We start from the raw sequence: 18,670 nt of genomic DNA on the forward strand, positions 1-18,670 counted from the left end.
GCAGGTGGCGAACTACACCGACGACCTGCGCCTGGCGCACCTGCTGGCCGACAACGCCGACTCCGTGTCGATGAGCCGGTTCAAAGCCTCCGACCTGCGGATCGACACCAAGCCCGACATGACCCCGGTCAGCGACGCCGACGTCGCGACCGAGCAGGCGATCCGGTCGACCCTGGCGAAGGCTCGCCCCCGCGATGCCGTGCATGGGGAGGAGGGTGACGACACCGGCTGGGGTCCGCGTCGGTGGATCATCGACCCGATCGACGGGACGAAGAACTACGTTCGCGGGGTGCCGGTGTGGGCCACGCTGATCGCGCTGATGGTCGAGGATGAGGTAGTCGCCTCCGTCGTGTCGGCGCCCGCGCTGGGACGACGCTGGTGGGCCTCCAAGGGCGACGGCGCCTACGCCGGCAAGAGCCTGTTGCAGGGTCAGCCCATCCGCACCTCCGGGGTGTCGAGCCTGGCGGACGCGTCGTTCAGCTACTCCGAGGTCTCGGAGTGGATGGCCTCGGGCCGTGGCCAGCACTTCGTGAACCTGTTGCGTGACTGTTGGCGCACCCGTGCCTACGGCGACTTCTGGAGCTACATGCTGGTGGCCGAGGGCGCGGTCGACCTGGCCGCTGAGCCGGAGCTGGCGCTGCACGACATGGCTGCACTGGACGTGATCGTCCGCGAGGCCGGCGGCACCTTCACCGACCTGGACGGCAAGCCGGGCCCGCTGGGCGAGGGCGCGATCGCGACCAATGGTCCCCTGCTCGACCTTGCCCTCGACGCGCTGCGTCCCGACGAGATCAACTGACACTTGGCGCCGCGACGAGGTCGCTTGGCAGGTTGTGACAACGGCAGAGCGCCTGACCCCGGCTGGGGGCAGGCGCTCTTGCGTCGCTTCGTGCGCGCGTCAGGCCTGCAGCAGCCGGACGCGGATCGTTTCGGGCAGCGCGGCGAGCTCGGCCTCCAGGTTGGGGTGGCTGCCGGTCACGTCGGTGATCGCATAGCCGATCGAGCCGCGGGTGGACAGCGTCTGGTAGGCGATGTTGCCGTCGTGCTCGGCCAGCACCTGGTTGAGCTTGGCCATCACGCCGGGGACATTGTGGTGCAGGTGCAGCACGCGGGTTCCCTCGACCGCGCCGGGCTGGATCTGCGGCAGGTTGACGCTCATCGAGGTGGAGCCACCCTCGGCGTAGTCGACGAGCTTGCCCGCGACATAGCGGCCGATGTCGACCTGGGCCTCCTGCGTGGAGCCACCGACGTGCGGGGTGAGGATCACGTTCGGCATGTTCTGCAGTTCGCTGACGAAGGGATCCCCCGCGATCTTGGGTTCCTTGGGGAAGACGTCCAGACCGGCGCCGGAAAGATGACCGGACTTGAGGTGGCGCACCAGCGCCTCGGCGTCGTAGACGGCGCCGCGGGCCAGGTTGAGGAACATGGCCCGGTCGCGCATCTTGGCGAACTGCTGCTCGCCGAAGAAGCCGGTGTTGGCGGCGCGTCCGTCGACATGGAGGCTGACCGTGTCGGCCTGCTCCAGCAACTCGTCCAGACTGTTGCAGCGGGTCGCATTGCCCAGCGCCAGCTTGTCGGCGAGGTCGTAGAAGACGACGCGCATGCCGAGGCTCTCCGCGAGCACCGACAGCTGGGAGCCGATATTGCCGTAGCCGACGATGCCCAGCGTCCGGCCGCGGACCTCGTGCGAACCCGCGGCGGACTTGTCCCACACGCCATCGTGCATCATGCGGTTCTTGTCGAACAGGTGGCGTGCCAGGGCGATGATCTCGCCGATCGCCAGCTCCACCACCGAGCGGGTGTTCGAGTACGGGGCGTTGAAGATCGGAATGCCGGCCGAGGCGGCGGCATTCAGGTTGACCTGGTTGGTTCCGATGCAGAAGGCGCCGGCGGCCAGCAACTGGGTGTTCGCCACGACCCTCTCGGTGAGCTGGGTCTGCGAGCGGATGCCGAGCAGCTGGACCCCTTGCAGGGCCTCGATCAACTCGTCCTCGAGGAGCGCTCCCTTGCGGGTCTCGACCTCGATGCCGTGCTCGGTGAGGATGCGGTTTGCCTCGGGATGGATGTTCTCCAGGATCAGTGCCTTCACCGGAGAGATTCTAGGTTTCAGCGCCGGTCGCGCCGGGCTGGTCTCATGACGGGCACAGGATGGTCAGGAAAGCCGGATCCGTGGCATGGCTGACAGAAGTTCCTGCGTGTACTGCTCCCGGGGCCGTTCGTAGACCTCCGCGATGGGGCCGGACTCGACGACTCGTCCGTGCTGCATGACGACGACCCGGTCGCAGACATGGCGCACGACGGCCAGGTCATGGGAGACGAAGACCAGGGTCAGCCCGAACTGTTCCACCAGTTCGTGCAGCAGGTTCAGCACCTGCGCACGCACCGACACGTCCAGGGCGCTGACGGGTTCGTCTGCGACCAGCACGTCGGGACGGATGGCCAGCGCGCGCGCGATGGCGATGCGCTGGCGCTGCCCACCGGAGAACTCGTGCGGGTAGCGATTGGCCAGCTCCGGGTCGAGGCCGACCTGTTCCATCACCTCCCGCAGCCGTGCTGCCCGGTCGGTGGGGACGTCGGGGCGGCTGCGCAGCAGGGGTGAGCGCAGCGGCTCGGTGATGATGTCGCCTACCTTCATCCGGGGGTCCAGGGAGCTGCGCGGGTCCTGGAAGACCATCTGGACGCTGGAGCGCAGGTCACCGAGGTCCTTGTCGCGCAGGTTGATGATCTCGAGTTCGCGGAACTGGATCGAGCCGGCTGTGGGACGGTCGAGGGCGGCCATCATCCGCACCAGGGTGGACTTGCCCGAGCCGGACTCCCCCACGATGCCGAGCCGGTCGCCGGGGTTGACGACCAGGTCGACCTCGCTGACGGCCGCCACGGCGGTGCTTCCTCGGCGGTAGGTGCGCGAGACCTGTTCCAGGCGCCAGGTGGGTTCGCTCATCGGCTGCCTCCCGGACGCCAGAAGTCCTCGACGACGGGGAGCCGCTCACCCGGTTCGACCAGATCCAGCCGGGCCGTGGCGACCAGGCCCTTGGTGTAGCCGTGCTGGGGGTCGCCGAGCACCTGCGCCACGGTGCCGCTCTCGACCATCTCGCCGCGGTACATCACGAGCACCCGCTGGCAGACCTGGCTGACGACGGCCAGGTCGTGGCTGATGAACAGGCAGGCGGCGTGCTCGCGGGTCAGTTCGGCCTCCAGCACCCGCAGCACGCGGGCCTGGACGGTGACGTCCAGGGCCGTGGTCGGTTCGTCGCAGATGACCAGGTCGGGTGAGTTGACCAGCGCCATGGCGATCAGGACGCGTTGGCGCTGCCCGCCCGACAGCTCGTGGGGGTAGGCGTCCGCAACCCTGGCCGGGTCGGGCAGGCCGACGCGGTCCAGCATCTCCAGCACGGCGTCACGGGCCTGGCCCTTGCGGTCGGGCTGGTGCAGGCGCAGCACCTCGGCGACCTGGCGGCCGCAGGTCATGGTCGGGTCGAGGGCGGTCATCGGTTCCTGGAAGACCATGCTCACCACATCGCCGCGGAGGCGGGAGAGTTCGCGGTCGTCGGCGGCGAGCACGTCGTGGCCCGCGAGGCGAACCGAGCCGGAGACATGGGCGTTCTCGGGCAGCAGCCCCATCATCGCCAGCGCCGTCACCGACTTGCCCGAACCGGACTCACCGATCACCCCCAGACGTTCACCGTCAGCCAAAGTGAAGGACAAATCCTTCACTGCGGGGATTCGCCGCCGACCGAACTCGACGGTGAGGTCGTTCACCTCGAGCAGGCTCACCGCACCTCCCGCAGTCTGGGGTCGAGCAGATCCCGCAGCCCGTCGCCGAGCAGGTTGAAGCCGAGCACGGCCAGCGCGATCGCCAAACCGGGCCACAGCAGCAACCCCGGGTTGCTGAACAGGTACTTCGACTGGGCCTCGTAGAGCATGCGTCCCCACGACGGCGTGTTCACATTCGTCGCCAGCCCCAGGTACGACAGCGCCGCCTCGGCGAGGATCGCCATCGCGAAGCTGACGCTCGCCTGCACCCCGACCAGCGGTGCGATGTTCGGCAGCACGTGACGCAGCGCCACCTGCGGCCAGGGCGTGCCGCTGGCGCGTGCCGCGAGGATGTAGTCCTGGCTCATCACCTGCACGGTGGCCGCGCGCGCGATCCGCGTGAAGACGGGGATGGTGGCGATGCCAATGGCGACCATGCCGGTCAGCGTCGAGGCACCGCGCGCGGCGGCCAACAGGATCGCCAGCAGCAGCGCAGGGAAGGCGTAGAGGATGTCGCTGGCCCGCAGCACCAGGCGGGCTGGCCAGCCGCCGACCATGCCGGCCACCATGCCCAGGGGCACGCCCACCAGGGCGGCGATGGAGACGGCAACGACACCGACGAACAGGCAGATCCTGGAACCGACCATGATCCGGCTCAGGGTGTCGATGCCCATCCCGTCCGTGCCGAGCAGGTGCGGCCAGCCGGGGCGCTGCAGTCGCGCGTCCGCATTGACCAGCGTCGGGTCGAAGGGGGTCCACACCAGCGAGACGAGCGCCATCAGCACCAGACCGGCGACCAGGGCCAGCCCAACCCAGAGCGCAAGCCGCCTCATCGGTCCTGCCCCCAAGTCGAGCGCAGCCGGGGATCGATCGCCACATAGGAGATGTCGACGCCCGCATTGATCACCAACACCAGGCTGACCAGGATCATCACGATCGCCTGGACGATCCCCAGTTCACGGGCCTGCACGGCCTCCAGCAGCGCCCGTCCCAGACCCGGGAGCGCGAAGACCTGCTCGATCACGATCGCGCCGACGAACAGCGTCGCCAGTTGCAGGCCGAGCACCGTCACCAGGCTGAGCGCGGCATTGCGCAGGCCGTGGCGCACCATGGCGCGGGTGGTGGTCCAGCCGACCGAGCGGGCGGTGCGGAACCAGTCCTCCCCCAGCACCTCGATGAAGGCGCTGCGAACATAGCGACTCAACACCGACGCCTGCACGAGTGCCAGCGAGACCACCGGGAGCACCATGTGGCGGGCCCAGTCGACGGGGTCATCACCGAGCGGCACGTAGCCGTTGGCGGGCAGCCAGTGCAGCTCCACGGCGAAGACGACGACCAGCACGATGGCGGCGAGGAAGGCGGGGACGGCCATGCCGACCTGGCTGATGGCCGAGGCGAGCGCGCCGGTCCAGCGTCGGCGTGCCCAAGCGGCGAACATGCCGAAGGGGACGGCGATGGCGATCGCCAGGAGCATCCCGGCCAGCACCAACCAGCTCGTCACGGTGAGCTTCGGCCCGATCATCGGGGCGATCGCCTCGCCCGTCCGCACCGAGGTGCCGAAGTTGCCGCGAGCCAGGTTGCCCAGCCACTCGAGATAGCGGACGACGACATTGCGGTCCAGGCCCAGCTGCTGTCGCAGGGCCTCCAGCGAGGCGGGGTCGGCCTGGTCTCCGAGGATGGTGGTGGCGACGTCGCCGGGCAGCAGGTTCAGCAGGCCGAACACGATCATGGAGGCGATGAGCAGGCTGACCACGAAGGTGGCCAGCCGCGTCGCGACCAGACGGAGTCGACCCACAGGTCAGCCGTTGCGGGAGGCCAGGACGGTCAGGTCGAAGCTCGACGAGGTCGCGTTGGCCTGGACGCCGGTGATGTCGGCCTTGCTGATCACCAGGTGCGGGAACAGCCAAAGCCAGCAGGCGGCGGCGTCGGTGGCCAGCAGCTTGGCAGCCTGCTTCATCTTCGAGACATAGACATCGGTCTCGGCCTGGTCGGCATCGGTGACGAGCTTGGTGAACTCGGCATTGCTGTAGTGCCAGTAGTAGTCAGGGTTGGCGAAGCTGAAGATGTCGTGCGGCTCGACGTGGTTGACGATGGTCATGTCGTAGTTGCCGTCGGTGTAGACCTCCTTCAGCCAGGTCGGGAAGTCGATCTCGTCCACCTTGACCGTGATGCCGACGGTCTTCAGCGCGCTGGTGATGAACTGCGCCGCGGTCGGACCATAGGGAAGCGTGGGGACGCGCAGCCGCAGGGAGAGGTTCGTCTCGCCAGCTTCCTTGAGCAGCGCCTTGGCCTTGGCGACGTCGAAGGCGTAGGTGGAGGAGAGGTCTTCGTACCAGGGGTCGGTGGGCGGCACCATGGAGCCGATCAGCGTTCCCTTGCCGCCCCAGACCGTGGCCAGCAGGGCCTTGCGGTCGATGGCATGGCAGATCGCCTGGCGTACCTTGACCTTCTTGAGGGCTGCGTTGCCCTTGGGGCCCTGGTTGAACCCGAGCACGACCTCACCGTTGGTGGTGCCCTCGGTGACCGTGTACTTGCTGGTGTCGCTGAACTGGCCCAGCGCCTCGGGGGCGGTCAGGTCGCTGATGATGTCGATGTCGCCGGCCAGCATGGCGGCGTTCATCGAGTTCGCGTCCGCGAAATAGCGGAAGGTGGCGCCGTCGAAGCGGGGTGCCGTGCCCCAGTAGGACTCGTTGCGGGCCAGCGAGACCGACTCACCCTTCTTCCAGGCGCCGAAGGTGAAGGGGCCGGAGCCGACGGGCGTGGTGGCCAGCGTCGCGAAGGACGAGGTGGGCGCGATCATGCCGGTGACCGAGGCCATGTTGAACAGCCACTCCTGGCTGGGCCGGGTGAGCTTCACCTGGACGGTGCGGTCGTCCGTGGCGGTGGCGGAGGCGACCAGCGCCATCTGCGCCTTGGGCGTGGTGACCGTCTTGGCGCCGGACTTGACCCGCTCGATGTTCGCGACGACCGTCTTCGCATCCACGGCCGTCCCGTCGGAGAACTTCGCGGAGGGCTGCAGCGTGAAGGTGTAGGTGAGGCGGTCGGGAGAGGTGGACCAGCTCTGCGCCAGCAGGGGTTTGAGGTTCCCCTCCCCGTCCAGCTTCACCAGCGTCTCGTAGACGTTGTAGAGCAGCACCTGCGCGATCGCGGCGCCGGATTGCGTGATCGGGTCCATCGACTGGGGTTCTGCCGTTGCACCGACGACCAGGGCGCGGGCCTCTTCATTCGTCTGCGAAGCCGGGGTGTCCGAGCAGGCCGTCAGCGCCGCACCGGCACCGACCACGGCGGTCGAGGCCAACATGGTTCTCCGCGGCATGCGAATCTGCTGCAGGTCGAACGTCATCGTCTCTCCTCGGGTCGAGTCGCCATGACTTCAGGCGGGCCCACTCTACTGCCCTCATGACCAGCCACCGGGGAACAGCGCGGGATGCGGGAGAATCGAGAGGTGCCCCCCTCCGAGCAACCCCGCCCCTCATCCCTCGGCGGTGCCCTGCACGACGTGACGCTGCGCGCCTTCGACGTCAGTGAACACGCCGCACGGGTGGGACTGGCGTCGCAACGTCGCCGCGTGGAGCGCTGGCGCAGCCGGGTGTTCATGATCTGCCAGACCTCGTTCACCGCCGGGACGGCGTGGTTCCTGGGCCAGCACCTGCTCGGGCACCCGATGCCCTTCTTCGCCTCCGTCGCCGCGATCATCTGTCTGGGCTTCAGCTTCGGTCAGCGGACCTCGCGGGTGCTGCAGGTGGCCGTCGGGGTTTTCCTCGGCGTTCTCGTGGGCGACATCTTCGTCCGTCTGTTCGGCACCGGTCCGCTGCAGATCATGCTGGTGTGTTTCGTGGCCATGTCGATCGCGACCTGGATCAACGGGCAGGTGCTGTTCATCAACCAGTCCGGGATCCAGGCCGCCACGGTCATGACCCTGATGCCTGCACCCGGCCAGGGGATCAGCCGTTGGGAGGACGCGCTGCTCGGCTGCGGCCTGGCCCTGTTGATGGCCCTGGTCGCGCCCACCTCGCCGGTGCAGCGGCCACGGCAGCGAGCAGCCCAGGTGCTGCGGGAGTGCTCGGCCTCGGTGCGGGCGGCGCACCAGGCGTTGCGCGACGGCGACCAGGAGCAGGCCGAGGCGGCGCTGGAGCGGGCCCGTGCGACCGAGAAGCCCCTGTCTGCGCTGCGCGAGGCGACCGGTGAGGGGATTGCGGTGGCCCGCTACTCCCCCTTCCTGCACGGGCACCGCGAGCACGTCCAGGCGATCGGGGACCTGGTCGCGCCGCTGGACCGACTGGTGCGCAACCTGCGGGTGCTGGCCCGCCGCGCCGTGGTTGCGTCCTGGCGCGGGGACGACGTACCGGAGGACTACCTGGCCCTGCTGCCGGGGCTGGCGGACGTGATCGACATGTGCGCGCAGGAGATGGACGCGCGACGCACCCCCGAGCGGGCGCGGTCCAGGATGGTCTTCCTGGCGGAGCAGAGCGCGGCGGTGACGATGCACGGATCGCTGTCGGCGGTGGTGTTGCTGGCACAGGTGCGCTCCATGCTGACCGACCTGATGGAGCTGACCGGGCTGGACTACGCCGATGCCCGAGAACTGCTCCCCGACCTGCAGTGAACCGGAGCCGACGCAGCCGATTTTGCGTCCCGGTGCGGAGTGTGTAAAGTAGAGCGAGCGACGCGGGGTGGAGCAGCTCGGTAGCTCGCTGGGCTCATAACCCAGAGGTCACAGGTTCAAATCCTGTCCCCGCTACGAAACCGGAGGCGCCTTCGGTCAGGAAACTGACCGAAGGCGCCTTTGTCATGCTGGCTCCCCCGGTTCGCAGATGCGGCATAGTGTCCCGGTGCCCACGATGACCCCTGTTGAACAGATCCGGGCGCCACGCATGCCCCGACGACTCCTCCAGTTGGTCGTCGGACTCTGGCTCTTCGGAGCATCGATGGCCCTGATGCTGCGGTCCCATCTCGGGCTGGACCCTTGGGATGTCTTCCACCAAGGAGTCGCGGCACATGTGCCGCTGACGATCGGGCAGGTGACCATCCTGACCGGGGCCGTCGTGCTGCTTCTCTGGATCCCCTTGAAGCAATGGCCCGGTCTGGGGACCGTGCTCAACGTCATCCTCATCGGTCTCGCAATGGACGCGACGCTGGCGCTCGTCCCCGACCCCCAGTTCGGTACCGACTGGGCCTGGCGGGCCGTGCTTCTCGCTGCGGGCATCGTCCTGAACGGCATCGCGGGCGGGCTCTACATCGGCGCGCAGCTCGGCCCTGGACCGCGCGATGGCCTGATGACGGGCCTCGCTCCGCTGACCGGACGCTCCATCGGGCTGGTGCGCACACTGATCGAGGTGACGGTGCTGGCGATCGGCTGGCTCCTGGGCGGAACAGTGGGCGTCGGCACGGTCGCCTACGCCGTTACCATCGGGCCTCTGGTCCAGTTCTTCCTGCCGCGTCTCGAGGTCAAGCTGGACTGACCGGCCACCCCTGTTCCCGGCGCGTGGCTAGGGTGGCACCCATGCCTGCGCAGCTCGACTATGTGATCGAACAGACCACCTTGGCCAATGGCCTGCGGGTGGTCGTCAACCCCGACCTCACCAGCCCCGGCGTCGCCGTGAACCTCTGGTACCACGTGGGTTCCGGGGACGAACAGCCCGGACGCACCGGCTTCGCCCACCTCTTCGAGCACCTGATGTTCGCCGGTTCCGACCAGGTGGGCAATGGCGAGCACCTGGCCGTCATGCAGGCAGCCGGGGGATCGGTGAACGCCACCACCTCCTTCGAGCGGACGAACTACTTCGAGACCGTCCCGCGCGGCGCGCTGGAGCTCGCGCTCTGGCTGGAGGCGGATCGTCTCGCGTCCCTCACGGTCGACCAGACCAACCTCGACACCCAGCGGCAGGTCGTCAAGGAGGAGAAGCGACAGCGCTACGACAACGTCCCCTACGGTGACCAGCTGGAACTGCTGATGGCGCTCAACTTCCCCGCCGAACACCCCTACGCGCACACCACCATCGGCGCGATGGCCGACCTGGACGCCGCGACCCTCACCGAGGTGCAGGACTTCTTCCGGAGCTGGTACAGCCCGTCCAATGCCGTGCTCACCCTCGCCGGCGCCGTCGGGGCCGATGAGGGCTTCCGGCTGGCGGATGAGTACTTCGGGACGCTGACCGCGGTCCGGGCCCCGGTCCGCTCCACCACGGCCGCGCTCCCGCCACACACCGGGGTGCCACGCCTGGTGGTGCGGCGCGACGTCCCGCGCTCGGCCCTGCACCTGGGCTGGCTGACACCGGCCATGGACCACGCCGACGCCCCGGCCGTCGAACAAGCCTTGGCGGTGCTGGGCGGGGGCCAGTCGTCCCGGCTGCACAAGGACCTCGTCCGCGAACGGCAACTCGCCGAGGGAGCCGGGGCCTCGTCCATCCAGCTGGCGCGCGGCAACTCGCTCGCACTGGTCTCCGCCCGGGCCCGCGAGGGCGTCAGCCTCGACACGCTCGAGGAGGCGATCCTGGAGCACCTGAGCGCGCTGGGAACCGATGGTCCCAGCGCGGACGAGGTGGACCGTGCCAGCGCCGGTTACGAGCGCGAATGGCTGAGCGAGCTGGCCGAGATCGACTCCCGCGCCGACCAGATCGGCGCCTTCGCGACTCTCTTCGGCGACCCGACACTGCTGAACTCCCACCTGGCGCAGGTGCAGGCCGTCACCGCGGACGACGTCCGCCGGGTGAGCGCCGCGTACCTGGCGCCCGACCAACGCAGCGCCCTGGAATACCACCAGTCCCCCGCTACTCCCGCCATCACCAGCCCCGAACCCACAACACCCGCACACAGCCAGGAGCAGGCATGAGCACCCGTCCCGAACGCCCCCAGATCGGCGAGCCCGCGCCGTGGGACTTCCCCAGCCCGCGAGTCCGGGAGCTCGACAACGGCCTGGCCGTATGGCTCTTCGACCTGCCCGGGCAGCACGTCGTCACCGCCGAGTTGTGCCTCGACATCCCGCTCGCGGTCGAACCCGTGGAGCACGAGGGCGTCGCGATGATGGCGCTTCGGGTCAGCGACGAGGGCACCACCAAGCACCCCGACGGGGAGGTGCTCGACCTGCTCGAGGGGTGCGGGGCGGCCTATGACGGTGGCGCTGGGACGCACGCCACCCACTGTTCGCTGGACGTACCGGCCCCGCGCCTGCGCCGGGCCATGGAACTGTTCGCGGAGATCGTCCGCACCCCGGCCATTGCCGCCGCCGACGTCGAACGCCACGTTGCCTTGCGGCTGGCCGAGATCGAGCAGGCGCGCATCTCCCCCGGGTCGCTGGCCAGCCTTGGTCTGAAGAAGGTGCTCTACGCCGACGACGACCGCAGCTCGCGTCCCACCGGCGGCTCGGCGACCAGCGTCGCCACGATCACCCCCGATCTCGTTCGTGCCTTCCACGACCAGTGGTGGCGTCCGGCCGGTGCCGTTCTCGTCGTTGCCGGAGACCTGCCGGACGACGTGGACGACATCGTCGACGCGTGCTTCGCCGACTGGACCGGCCCGGGCAGCCCCGCACAGCACCAGGCGCCACGGCACCAGGGCGCGGCCACGGCGAGCGATGGACGTCCGGTCGTCCACCTGATGGATCGTCCCGGAGCCGTGCAGGCGGAACTGCGCCTGTTCGGACCCTCTGTCGGCCGTGGCAGTGACGTGTTCGCACCGCTGCAGGTGGCGTGCACCGCGATGGGCGGTTCCTTCGGCAGCCGCCTCAACCATCTGCTGCGCGAGGACCGCGGCTACACCTACGGCGTGTCCATGTCGACCAGCCCCGGACGCGACCAGGACGGGCAGTGGTCGATGGGTGGCAGCTTCCGCACCGAGGTGGCCGTCGCGGCGCTCGGGGACGCGCTGGACACGCTGTTCGCCAACGAGCCCTTCACCACCGACGAGGTCAGCGACGCGATCACCTACCAGGTGGGGATCGCACCGCTGCGCTATGCCACCGCCGAGGGTGTCGCCGCCCAGGCCATCTCGCTGGCCTCGGTGGGCCGCGAACCGGGCTATGTGAACGAACACTTCGCGCGCATCCGCGCGGTCACGCCCGAGGCGGCGACGGACGCCTTCAGCCAGGTCATCACGCCCGCATCGACCCGCGCGCTGCTGGTTGGTGACGCCCTGGAACTGCGTCCAGCACTCGAAGCGGCGGGCTACCAGGTGTGCGACCTGTCAGCCCTCACCGACTGATCACGGGCCAAAGCGACTAGCGCAGGGCCTTCTGGGCCGCTGCCACCTTGGCCTGCGCGACCGCCATTTGCTTCTGGTAGGTCGCCAGGTCACCCTTCTTCAGGGCCGCGTCGGCAGCGCTGAAGGCCGTCGCCGCCTCCCGCAGCAGGGCCTGGGCCGCGGCCGCACCCGTGGCCGGGGAGGTCGTCGGCTTCTCGGAGGTGGAGCCGTCCTCAGAGCCCTCGCCCGTGTCGGCGCCGGCGTCCCCGACGAAGACCATGTCCAGGGCCTGCTGCAGGGTGTCACCGATGCCGATGTGCTCACCGAACCGGACGACGACGAAGCGCAGCACCGGGTAGCCGCCGCTGGTGGACTGCTGCTGGGTGTAGATCGGCTCGACATAGAGCAGACCGCCGCCGATGGGCAATGTCAACAGGTTGCCGTAACTGGCCGCGGCGGACCCCTGGACGTAGTTGCGCATGCGCGTCGCCACGGTCTCGTTGGCCATCATCGCGTTGTAGGTCTGTCCCGGTCCGGCGATCTGCTGGCTGTCGGAGAGCTTCAGCACCCGGATGCGTCCGTAGTTCTTGCTGGACGCGTCCGCATCGACCGCGACATAGGCGGCGAGGTTTTCACGGTCCTTGGGGACGAAGACGGCCGTCTGGCTGAAGATCGCCTCGCTGTCGCCGGGCCACTTGATGGACAGGTAGTTGGGCGCCTCCTTGCGACCGTCCTTCTTGACCGGGTCGTTGGGCACCTCCCACAGGTCCGACTTCTGGTACCAAGTGCTCGCGTCGGTGGTGTGGTAACGCCCCAGCACCTGTCGCTGCACCTTGAACAGGTCCTGCGGGTAGCGCATGTGCGCCAGCAGGTCGGCGCTGATCGCGGAGCGGGGCTTCACCACGCCCGGGTAGGCCTTCTGCCAGGTCTGCAGCATGGGGTCGTCCTCGTCCCAGGCATACAGGTCCACGGTGCCGTCGTAGGCATCAACCACGGCCTTGACCGCATTGCGCATGTAGTTGACCGGTTGGGGCGCCTGCAGCCCGCCGGTGACCGCGTCGCTGGTGGCGCTGCGCAGGTCGACGCGGTTCGAGTTCGGGTAGTTGGCCGAGGCGGTGTAGCCGTCGACGATCCACACGATGCGCCCGTCCACGACCGCTGGGTAGGTGTCGGAGTCGAGCGTCAGCCAGGGGGCGACCTTCTGGACGCGTTCGCGCGGAGTGCGGTCGAACAGGATGCGGGAGGCATCGTTGACGCGCTCGGAGAGCAGGAGGTTGATGTCGCCGTAGCGCGCAGCGAACATGGCGCGCACGATCGGGTTGCCGATGCCCACGCCGCCAGTGCCGGCGTAGGTGGTGCGCGACTCATTGCCCTGCGCGCCGCCACCGGGGGTGTCCAGCTCGACGGGGGCCTGCCCCGCCGGGGCGCCCACCACCGACCAGGTCTGGCTGCGTTCACCGAAGTAGATCCGGGACTCGGTCTCCTTCAACGGGCCAACGGTGGGGATCTGCTGGGCGATCCAGTCGGGCTCACCGCTGGCTTGGCGACGGTTGCCGTAGGCGGCGACCATGCCGTAGCCGTGGGTGTAGAAGGTGTGCAGGTTGTTCCAGGAGCGGTCGGGAACCTGGTCCAGGTCGATCTCACGGGCGGCCACCACGGCGTCGGTGAACTGGCCGTCGATGGTGTAGCGGTCGACATCGAGCACGGACGGGAAGGAGTAGTAGCCCTTGACCTGCTGCAGCTGCTCGAAGGCCGGACCCATCAGGGCCGGGTCGATCAGACGAACGCCCGGGAGCGCCTCCGCGTCGGTCTTCAACTGGCCCGCCGAGACGGTCGTGCGGGCATCGTAGTCGGCAACCTGGACGTCGTCGATGTCGTAGGCCAACCTGGTCGCGTCGATGTTGGCGTCAATGTAGGGACGCTCCAGGGACGGTTCGTCGGGGCGCACCTGGAAGCGCTGCACGAAGGCCGGGTAGAGACCGGAGACGACGATGCTGGAGACCAGGGCGAGCACCAGGCCCACCAGCCCGGAGGGCCAGCGGCGCAACCGAGTGTTGGCGGCGAACAGGATCGCGCAGACGATGGCGATGCCGACCATCACGTCCTTGGCCGCGATGCGGGTGTGGTGGTCGGTGTAGCCGATGCCGGTGAACAGGGCGTTGTTGCTGGTGGCGTAACCGAAGCGGTCAAGCCACAAGGAGCATGCCCAGCCGAGCAGCAGCAGGGCCATCAGCGCCGAAAGGTGGGTGCGGGCAGGTCCGGTCAGGGCCGGAACCCCCTGCTCGCGGGCGATCCGCACACCCGCGGGACCCTGCACGACGCGCACCTGGTTCATGGCGCCGTGGACAAGATGCATCAGACCGGCGCTGGCCACCGCGCAGATCAGGGCAGCCATGAGCTGACCCAGCAGGTGCCGGTACCACGGCAGGTCGAAGACGTAGAAGGAGACGTCGCGGCCGAACCACGCGTCCGCCTGGCCGAAGGGGGTTGCATTGCGCCAGGCGAGGAAGGTGTCGGCCTGCCCTGCCGCGGCCAGACCTGCCATCAGCGCCAGCGCAGCCGTCGGTGCCCAGATGGACAGGACGCGCGGGAAGTCGGCCAGGTCGCGACGGCCCAGCACCCGCACTTTGGGACGGAAGCGGTGTGCCAGCAGCAGGTTCCCGCCAACCACCGCGCCCATCAGGGCGGCGAAAGTCAGGAACAACCCGACTTGCGTCACCATCCGGGTGCGGAAGACCTCGCCAAAACCCAACTGCTTGAACCACAGCCAACTCGTCCAGAGCCAGGACAAGCCATAGCCGGCGACGAGCAGTGCCGCGAGCACTGCCAGGGCGGGGACCAGCGCCGGTCGGCGTCCCCTCAATGGATTGACCCTGATGGTGCTCATTGCAGTGTGTCCGCCAAGGCGGTGGCCAGGCCGGGCACGAGCTCCCGGCCCCCAAGGAGTTCGTCCGGGGCGCTGACCAGACGGGCGAGGCCGTGCTGGGAGCCGTCTCGCAGGACGCCGACGACGACACGGACGTCCTGACGGGAGGCATGGTTGTTCACGAACTGGGCCGCCTGGTCGGGGTCGGAGGGGATCTCGTCCTCGAAACCGGCGGGCAGGAAGGTGCGCTCCAGGCTGAGCGCGCAGCCGGCAACGCTGGCCGGCCACTGGATGCGCGCGAGCACCGACTGCAGGTCGTCCCCGCCGTGGAAGTCCTCCTGCTCCACGGAGCTGAGCGCATCAGGCTCCCCCGGCTGCAGGTGCTCGGCCAGGCTGGGCTCGGCCCGGATCAGCTCATCGGTGCGCACCAGCGCGAACAGTCGCGCGGGCTGGTCCCAACCCTGTGCTCCTACGTGGCGCTCGATCTCGGCCAGCGCGGCGACCAGCGCGACCGGCAGCTCCTCGGGTTGATCGTCGACGAGCTGGTCACCCTGGTTCTCGCTCAGGTCGCCCTGATTTTCCATCGGGTCGTCCTGGTTCTCGTTCAGCACCGGGGAACCTCCTTGTCATTGCCGTTCCTGAGGGCCTGCAGTCCGGCGACGGCATCCGCCAGCGTCGACACCTTCACCAAATCCATGGACGACCCGGCAGACCCGAGATCCACACAGTTCCCAGCGGGAACCAGGAAGATCTTCGCGCCCGCGCGCTCCGCCGCGGCGATCTTCTCCTGGATGCCGCCGATCGAGCTCACCGCGCCATCGGGCCCGATCCCGCCCGTGCCAGCGATCTTGCGGCCGCCGACCAGGTCGCCCTCGGTGATCTGGTCAAAGATCGCCAGCGAGAACACCAGACCTGCGCTGGGCCCGACGATGTTCGGGTCGATGCCGTAGCTGACGCTCGGCGCGTACCGGTAGCCGATGACCTGCTTGATGCCGACCACTGGAACCGTCTTGGAATCGTTGGAGGCGATGGTGTTGACCGTCACATCGCGGCTCACACCGTCGCGCAGGACGGTGAAGACGACCGCGTCGCCGACCTTGTGCGCGCTGACAATGCGCTTCACGTCGTCCATCGTCTGGACGTCGGTCTGGTCGACCTTCTGGATCAGGTCACCGGGCTCGAGCTTCTGGTAGGACGGGCCGGAGACGACCACCGAGCGCACCTGGGGCATCTCCGTGACCGGGATCTTCGCGGCACGCAAGGCGGCCACCACCGCGTCCGCCTTCGAGTCGTCCATCATCGCGACCTCTTCGTCGCGGACGTCCTGGGCGCTCTTGCCGCGTGGATAGACCATGTCGCGTGGCAGCACGTCGCGGTTGGGAAGCCAGTAGGCGGCCAGCGCCTCGGGCAACCCGAGGAAGGAGTCGGCGCGAGTCACGTGCACCGTGGTCATCCGCAGCTCACCTGTCACCGGCCAGGTCTTGGTGCCGCTCACCTGAACGACGGGCTTGCCGTCCTGAGTGGCGAGCAGGTCGACGGTCGAACCGGGCGCCCACGAGACGAAAGGGACCTTGACCAGCGCGAGCGCCGCGGCCAGCGAGACGAAGCACCCCGCAGACACGATCGCGGTCCAGGTCTGGGACGACACGCGTCGGGCCTGGGCACGCACCGGTGCGGGCACGAGTCGGGCGGCGACGTCTGTCATGGCGGCCAGCCTACCTGCTGCCCCACCCGTAGCCGCGGCTCGGTTCGCGGCCAGTCTTGCCCCGTGCGGTTCAATGGTTGCCATGAGCGACGACAGCCGCAAGCCCGAGGACCGGGACCCCCAGGAGATGCTCGCGGAGATGCTGCGACAGATGGGCATCACGCCGGGAGTCGACGGCCAGATCGACCTGGGAGCCCTGCTTGGCCGACTGCAGCAGCAGATGGTCGCCTTCGGGATGGGCGCCCACGCTTCCGGCGGTGGGGTGAACTGGCAGCAGACGCGAGCCCTGACGCGGCAGGTCACCGCTTCGCTGGGGTCTGATCCCACCCCCTCGGACGCCGAGCGTCGCCAGCTGACCGAGGTGACGCGGCTGGCCGAGCTGTGGCTGGACGAGGCCTGTGACTTCGCGCAGGTTCCCGCTGCTGCCCAGGCCTGGAGCCGGGCAGAGTGGGTCGAGCACACCATGGACGCCTGGCAGCAGGTGTCAGGACCCGTCGTGGCATCGATCGCGACCGCGATGTCCACCATGCTCAGTGGGGGCGCCATGGGTGGTGCGATGGGCGCCCTGCCGCCGGAGCTGGGGGCCCTGTCGAACATGCTGGCGCCGATGATGAAGCAGGCCGCCGGTGCCATGTACTCGATGCAGCTGGCGCAGGCGATCGGCAAACTGTCCACCCAGGTGCTCACCGGTTCCGAGATCGGCTTCCAGCTGCTGGACGTCCCCCGCGTCACCGCGTTGCCGACGAATGTGGCGGCCTTCGCCGAAGGGCTTGAGGTCTCCGCCGACGACGTGTTGCTCTACCTGCTGTTGCGCGAGGCCGCGCGCCAGCGCCTGTTCTCACAGGTCACCTGGCTCGGGCCCCAGATGCTGGCCCTGGTCGAGCACTATGCCCGCGAGATCTCCATCGACGCGTCTGCCCTCGAGGACGCCATCGACGTGGACGAGATGTCCCAGCTGACCCCGGAGAAGCTCGCCGAGATCAGCGAGCAATTGCAGGGCAAGCTCTTCGAGCCCACCCAGACCGCCGAGCAGGTGGAGATCCTGGGTCGATTGGAGACACTGGTGGCGCTCGTCGAGGGCTGGGTGGACGAGGTGGTCGCCCAAGCTGCCGGTCGCTTCATGCCCGCGGCCGGCGCCCTCTCGGAGACGCTGCGTCGCCGTCGAGTGACCGGTGGGCCGGCCGAGGAGGTGCTGAAGTCGCTGCTGGGGCTCGAGTTGCGGCCGCGTCGCGTCCGCGATGCCGCCAACCTGTGGGCAGCCCTGACCGTCGATCGGGGCGTCGGCGGCCGTGACGCCGTCTGGCACCACCCGGACCTGATCCCCACCGCTGCCGACCTGGATGATCCGCTGGGCTATGTCAGCGGGGAGTCAACCACCCAGCTGGATGATCTGGACGCTGAACTGGCGCGCTTGCTGGAGCAGGAGCGCCCCGACGACCCGTCCACCGGGGACGCCCCGCAGGGCTGAACTCAGCCGTCGACCGCTGCCTCCTCCGCGGGGCGGCCCTGCCCGGCCAGCCAGCCCTCCAGGAAACCCTTGGCGCGCTCGGCCTGCGGGTAATTTGCCACCAGGTCGTGGAAGCGCGCCGTGTGGTTCATCTCGACCAGGTGGGTCAGTTCGTGGACCAGCACGTAGTCGGCCACCCAGGAGGGCATCTGCTGGAGCCGGTCGGTGAGCCGGATCACGCCCTCGTCGACGGTGCAGGACCCCCAGCGGTGGTTCTGGTTGCTCACCCAGCGAACGCTGCGGGGTCGCACGGGGCGTCCGACCGCTTCATCGAGGTACTGAGCGGCCAGCCGCTCCGCCCGGTGCTGCAGCTGGTCGTCCCCCCGGGCCGGCCGTCGACGCCGTTCGGAGGCCAACACCTTGGCCACCATTTGGTCAACCCATTGGCCTTCCTGTGACGCCGTCGCACCTGCGGGGACGAGGACGACGATGCGTCCCTCCTCCCGTCTGGCCTGGATCGTCCTGCGACGTCTCGTGGAGCGGCGCACCACGACCTCGGGGGTGCTGGCAGGGGTCTGGTCGCTCGTCATGGGAAACACTGTGGCAGGCCCCACTGACAGACGACTTGTCGCGCGTGCCCCGGGGCCGAAGGGGCCGTAGTGCCTCACGGTCAAGTCCCCGCGTGGTGGGGGCCGTGCCTCATGTGATTGTCCCCGCGTGG

At 68.8% G+C, this 18,670-nt stretch carries 16 protein-coding genes and 1 tRNA gene; 7 read left to right on the top strand and 10 right to left on the bottom strand.

The genetic code is table 11. The features are described from left to right. Window positions 1-4 precede the first annotated feature (4 nt). A complete protein-coding gene (locus ABD089_RS10240; protein ID WP_343886268.1) occupies window positions 5-799 on the top strand; it encodes an inositol monophosphatase family protein in 795 nt (264 codons plus the stop codon). A 99-nt stretch (window positions 800-898) separates the two neighbouring features. On the opposite strand, the gene serA is transcribed toward ABD089_RS10240, so the two are convergent. The 6 genes from serA to ABD089_RS10270 all read right to left on the bottom strand — a co-directional run bounded on the left by serA (window position 899) and on the right by ABD089_RS10270 (window position 7,096). Further along, the gene (gene serA, locus ABD089_RS10245; RefSeq protein ID WP_343886269.1) at window positions 899-2,089 is read right to left on the bottom strand and encodes a phosphoglycerate dehydrogenase; all 1,191 of its coding nucleotides are present in this window, start codon (window positions 2,087-2,089) and stop codon (window positions 899-901) included. Window positions 2,090-2,152: 63 nt separating this feature from the next. After that, on the bottom strand, window positions 2,153-2,941 hold the full coding sequence (locus ABD089_RS10250; protein WP_343886270.1) for an ABC transporter ATP-binding protein: 789 nt from the start codon (window positions 2,939-2,941) through the stop codon (window positions 2,153-2,155). Beyond that, window positions 2,938-3,774: an ABC transporter ATP-binding protein gene (locus ABD089_RS10255; protein ID WP_343886271.1), complete on the bottom strand. Its 837-nt coding sequence runs from the start codon at window positions 3,772-3,774 to the stop codon at window positions 2,938-2,940. Before ABD089_RS10255 ends, ABD089_RS10250 begins: the two co-directional genes overlap by 4 nt. Next, window positions 3,771-4,586: an ABC transporter permease gene (locus ABD089_RS10260; RefSeq protein WP_343886273.1), complete on the bottom strand. Its 816-nt coding sequence runs from the start codon at window positions 4,584-4,586 to the stop codon at window positions 3,771-3,773. Before ABD089_RS10260 ends, ABD089_RS10255 begins: the two co-directional genes overlap by 4 nt. Next, a complete protein-coding gene (locus ABD089_RS10265; RefSeq protein WP_343886274.1) occupies window positions 4,583-5,548 on the bottom strand; it encodes an ABC transporter permease in 966 nt (321 codons plus the stop codon). The genes ABD089_RS10260 and ABD089_RS10265 overlap by 4 nt, the downstream gene beginning before the upstream one ends. Window positions 5,549-5,551: 3 nt before the next feature. Continuing rightward, the gene (locus ABD089_RS10270) at window positions 5,552-7,096 is read right to left on the bottom strand and encodes an ABC transporter substrate-binding protein (protein WP_343886275.1); all 1,545 of its coding nucleotides are present in this window, start codon (window positions 7,094-7,096) and stop codon (window positions 5,552-5,554) included. A 102-nt stretch (window positions 7,097-7,198) separates the two neighbouring features. Between ABD089_RS10270 and ABD089_RS10275 the strand changes: the two genes are divergently transcribed. The 5 genes from ABD089_RS10275 (at window position 7,199) to ABD089_RS10295 (ending at window position 11,952) form a co-directional block, all read left to right on the top strand. Continuing rightward, on the top strand, window positions 7,199-8,359 hold the full coding sequence (locus tag ABD089_RS10275; protein WP_343886276.1) for an FUSC family protein: 1,161 nt from the start codon (window positions 7,199-7,201) through the stop codon (window positions 8,357-8,359). Between the two features lie 61 nt (window positions 8,360-8,420). After that, a tRNA-Met gene (locus ABD089_RS10280) sits at window positions 8,421-8,494 on the top strand. Between the two features lie 133 nt (window positions 8,495-8,627). Then, window positions 8,628-9,215: a membrane protein YczE gene (gene yczE, locus ABD089_RS10285; RefSeq protein ID WP_343886277.1), complete on the top strand. Its 588-nt coding sequence runs from the start codon at window positions 8,628-8,630 to the stop codon at window positions 9,213-9,215. A gap of 41 nt (window positions 9,216-9,256) precedes the next feature. Continuing rightward, window positions 9,257-10,585, top strand: coding sequence for a M16 family metallopeptidase (locus ABD089_RS10290; RefSeq protein WP_343886278.1), 1,329 nt, complete (start codon window positions 9,257-9,259; stop codon window positions 10,583-10,585). Beyond that, window positions 10,582-11,952, top strand: coding sequence for a M16 family metallopeptidase (locus ABD089_RS10295; protein ID WP_343886279.1), 1,371 nt, complete (start codon window positions 10,582-10,584; stop codon window positions 11,950-11,952). The genes ABD089_RS10290 and ABD089_RS10295 overlap by 4 nt, the downstream gene beginning before the upstream one ends. A 16-nt stretch (window positions 11,953-11,968) precedes the next feature. Here the strand turns inward: ABD089_RS10295 and ABD089_RS10300 are convergent, their stop codons facing one another. Genes ABD089_RS10300 through ABD089_RS10310 form a run of 3 tightly spaced genes read right to left on the bottom strand, consistent with a single transcriptional unit; the run spans window position 11,969 to window position 16,502 of the window. Continuing rightward, window positions 11,969-14,818 carry a UPF0182 family membrane protein gene (locus tag ABD089_RS10300; protein ID WP_343886280.1) on the bottom strand — a complete coding sequence of 950 codons (2,850 nt, stop codon included), beginning with the start codon at window positions 14,816-14,818 and terminating at the stop codon, window positions 11,969-11,971. Further along, entirely contained in the window at window positions 14,815-15,381 is a 567-nt protein-coding gene (locus ABD089_RS10305) for a PPA1309 family protein (RefSeq protein ID WP_386769671.1), read from the bottom strand. Before ABD089_RS10305 ends, ABD089_RS10300 begins: the two co-directional genes overlap by 4 nt. A 20-nt stretch (window positions 15,382-15,401) precedes the next feature. Continuing rightward, window positions 15,402-16,502, bottom strand: a complete 1,101-nt coding sequence (locus ABD089_RS10310) for a YlbL family protein (protein ID WP_343886283.1) — start codon at window positions 16,500-16,502, stop codon at window positions 15,402-15,404. A gap of 82 nt (window positions 16,503-16,584) precedes the next feature. Between ABD089_RS10310 and ABD089_RS10315 the strand changes: the two genes are divergently transcribed. Beyond that, complete coding sequence (locus ABD089_RS10315; RefSeq protein ID WP_343886284.1) at window positions 16,585-17,970, top strand: zinc-dependent metalloprotease; 1,386 nt, start codon at window positions 16,585-16,587, stop codon at window positions 17,968-17,970. A 2-nt stretch (window positions 17,971-17,972) separates the two neighbouring features. On the opposite strand, the gene ABD089_RS10320 is transcribed toward ABD089_RS10315, so the two are convergent. Continuing rightward, window positions 17,973-18,539 carry a M48 metallopeptidase family protein gene (locus tag ABD089_RS10320; RefSeq protein WP_343886285.1) on the bottom strand — a complete coding sequence of 189 codons (567 nt, stop codon included), beginning with the start codon at window positions 18,537-18,539 and terminating at the stop codon, window positions 17,973-17,975. Window positions 18,540-18,670: the final 131 nt, after the last annotated feature.

Origin of the sequence: Luteococcus sanguinis, assembly GCF_039527675.1 — a bacterium.
Lineage (GTDB): Bacteria > Actinomycetota > Actinomycetes > Propionibacteriales > Propionibacteriaceae > Luteococcus > Luteococcus sanguinis.

Coding starts and splice junctions, on each gene's coding strand:
- ABD089_RS10250 (WP_343886270.1), bottom strand. CDS start 2,941: ATGAGCGAACCCACCTGGCGCCTGGAACAGGTCTCGCGCACCTACCGC.
- ABD089_RS10260 (WP_343886273.1), bottom strand. CDS start 4,586: ATGAGGCGGCTTGCGCTCTGGGTTGGGCTGGCCCTGGTCGCCGGTCTG.
- ABD089_RS10270 (WP_343886275.1), bottom strand. CDS start 7,096: ATGACGTTCGACCTGCAGCAGATTCGCATGCCGCGGAGAACCATGTTG.
- yczE (WP_343886277.1), top strand. CDS start 8,628: ATGCCCCGACGACTCCTCCAGTTGGTCGTCGGACTCTGGCTCTTCGGA.
- ABD089_RS10290 (WP_343886278.1), top strand. CDS start 9,257: ATGCCTGCGCAGCTCGACTATGTGATCGAACAGACCACCTTGGCCAAT.
- ABD089_RS10295 (WP_343886279.1), top strand. CDS start 10,582: ATGAGCACCCGTCCCGAACGCCCCCAGATCGGCGAGCCCGCGCCGTGG.
- ABD089_RS10300 (WP_343886280.1), bottom strand. CDS start 14,818: ATGAGCACCATCAGGGTCAATCCATTGAGGGGACGCCGACCGGCGCTG.
- ABD089_RS10305 (WP_386769671.1), bottom strand. CDS start 15,381: ATGGAAAATCAGGGCGACCTGAGCGAGAACCAGGGTGACCAGCTCGTC.
- ABD089_RS10310 (WP_343886283.1), bottom strand. CDS start 16,502: ATGACAGACGTCGCCGCCCGACTCGTGCCCGCACCGGTGCGTGCCCAG.
- ABD089_RS10315 (WP_343886284.1), top strand. CDS start 16,585: ATGAGCGACGACAGCCGCAAGCCCGAGGACCGGGACCCCCAGGAGATG.
- ABD089_RS10320 (WP_343886285.1), bottom strand. CDS start 18,539: ATGACGAGCGACCAGACCCCTGCCAGCACCCCCGAGGTCGTGGTGCGC.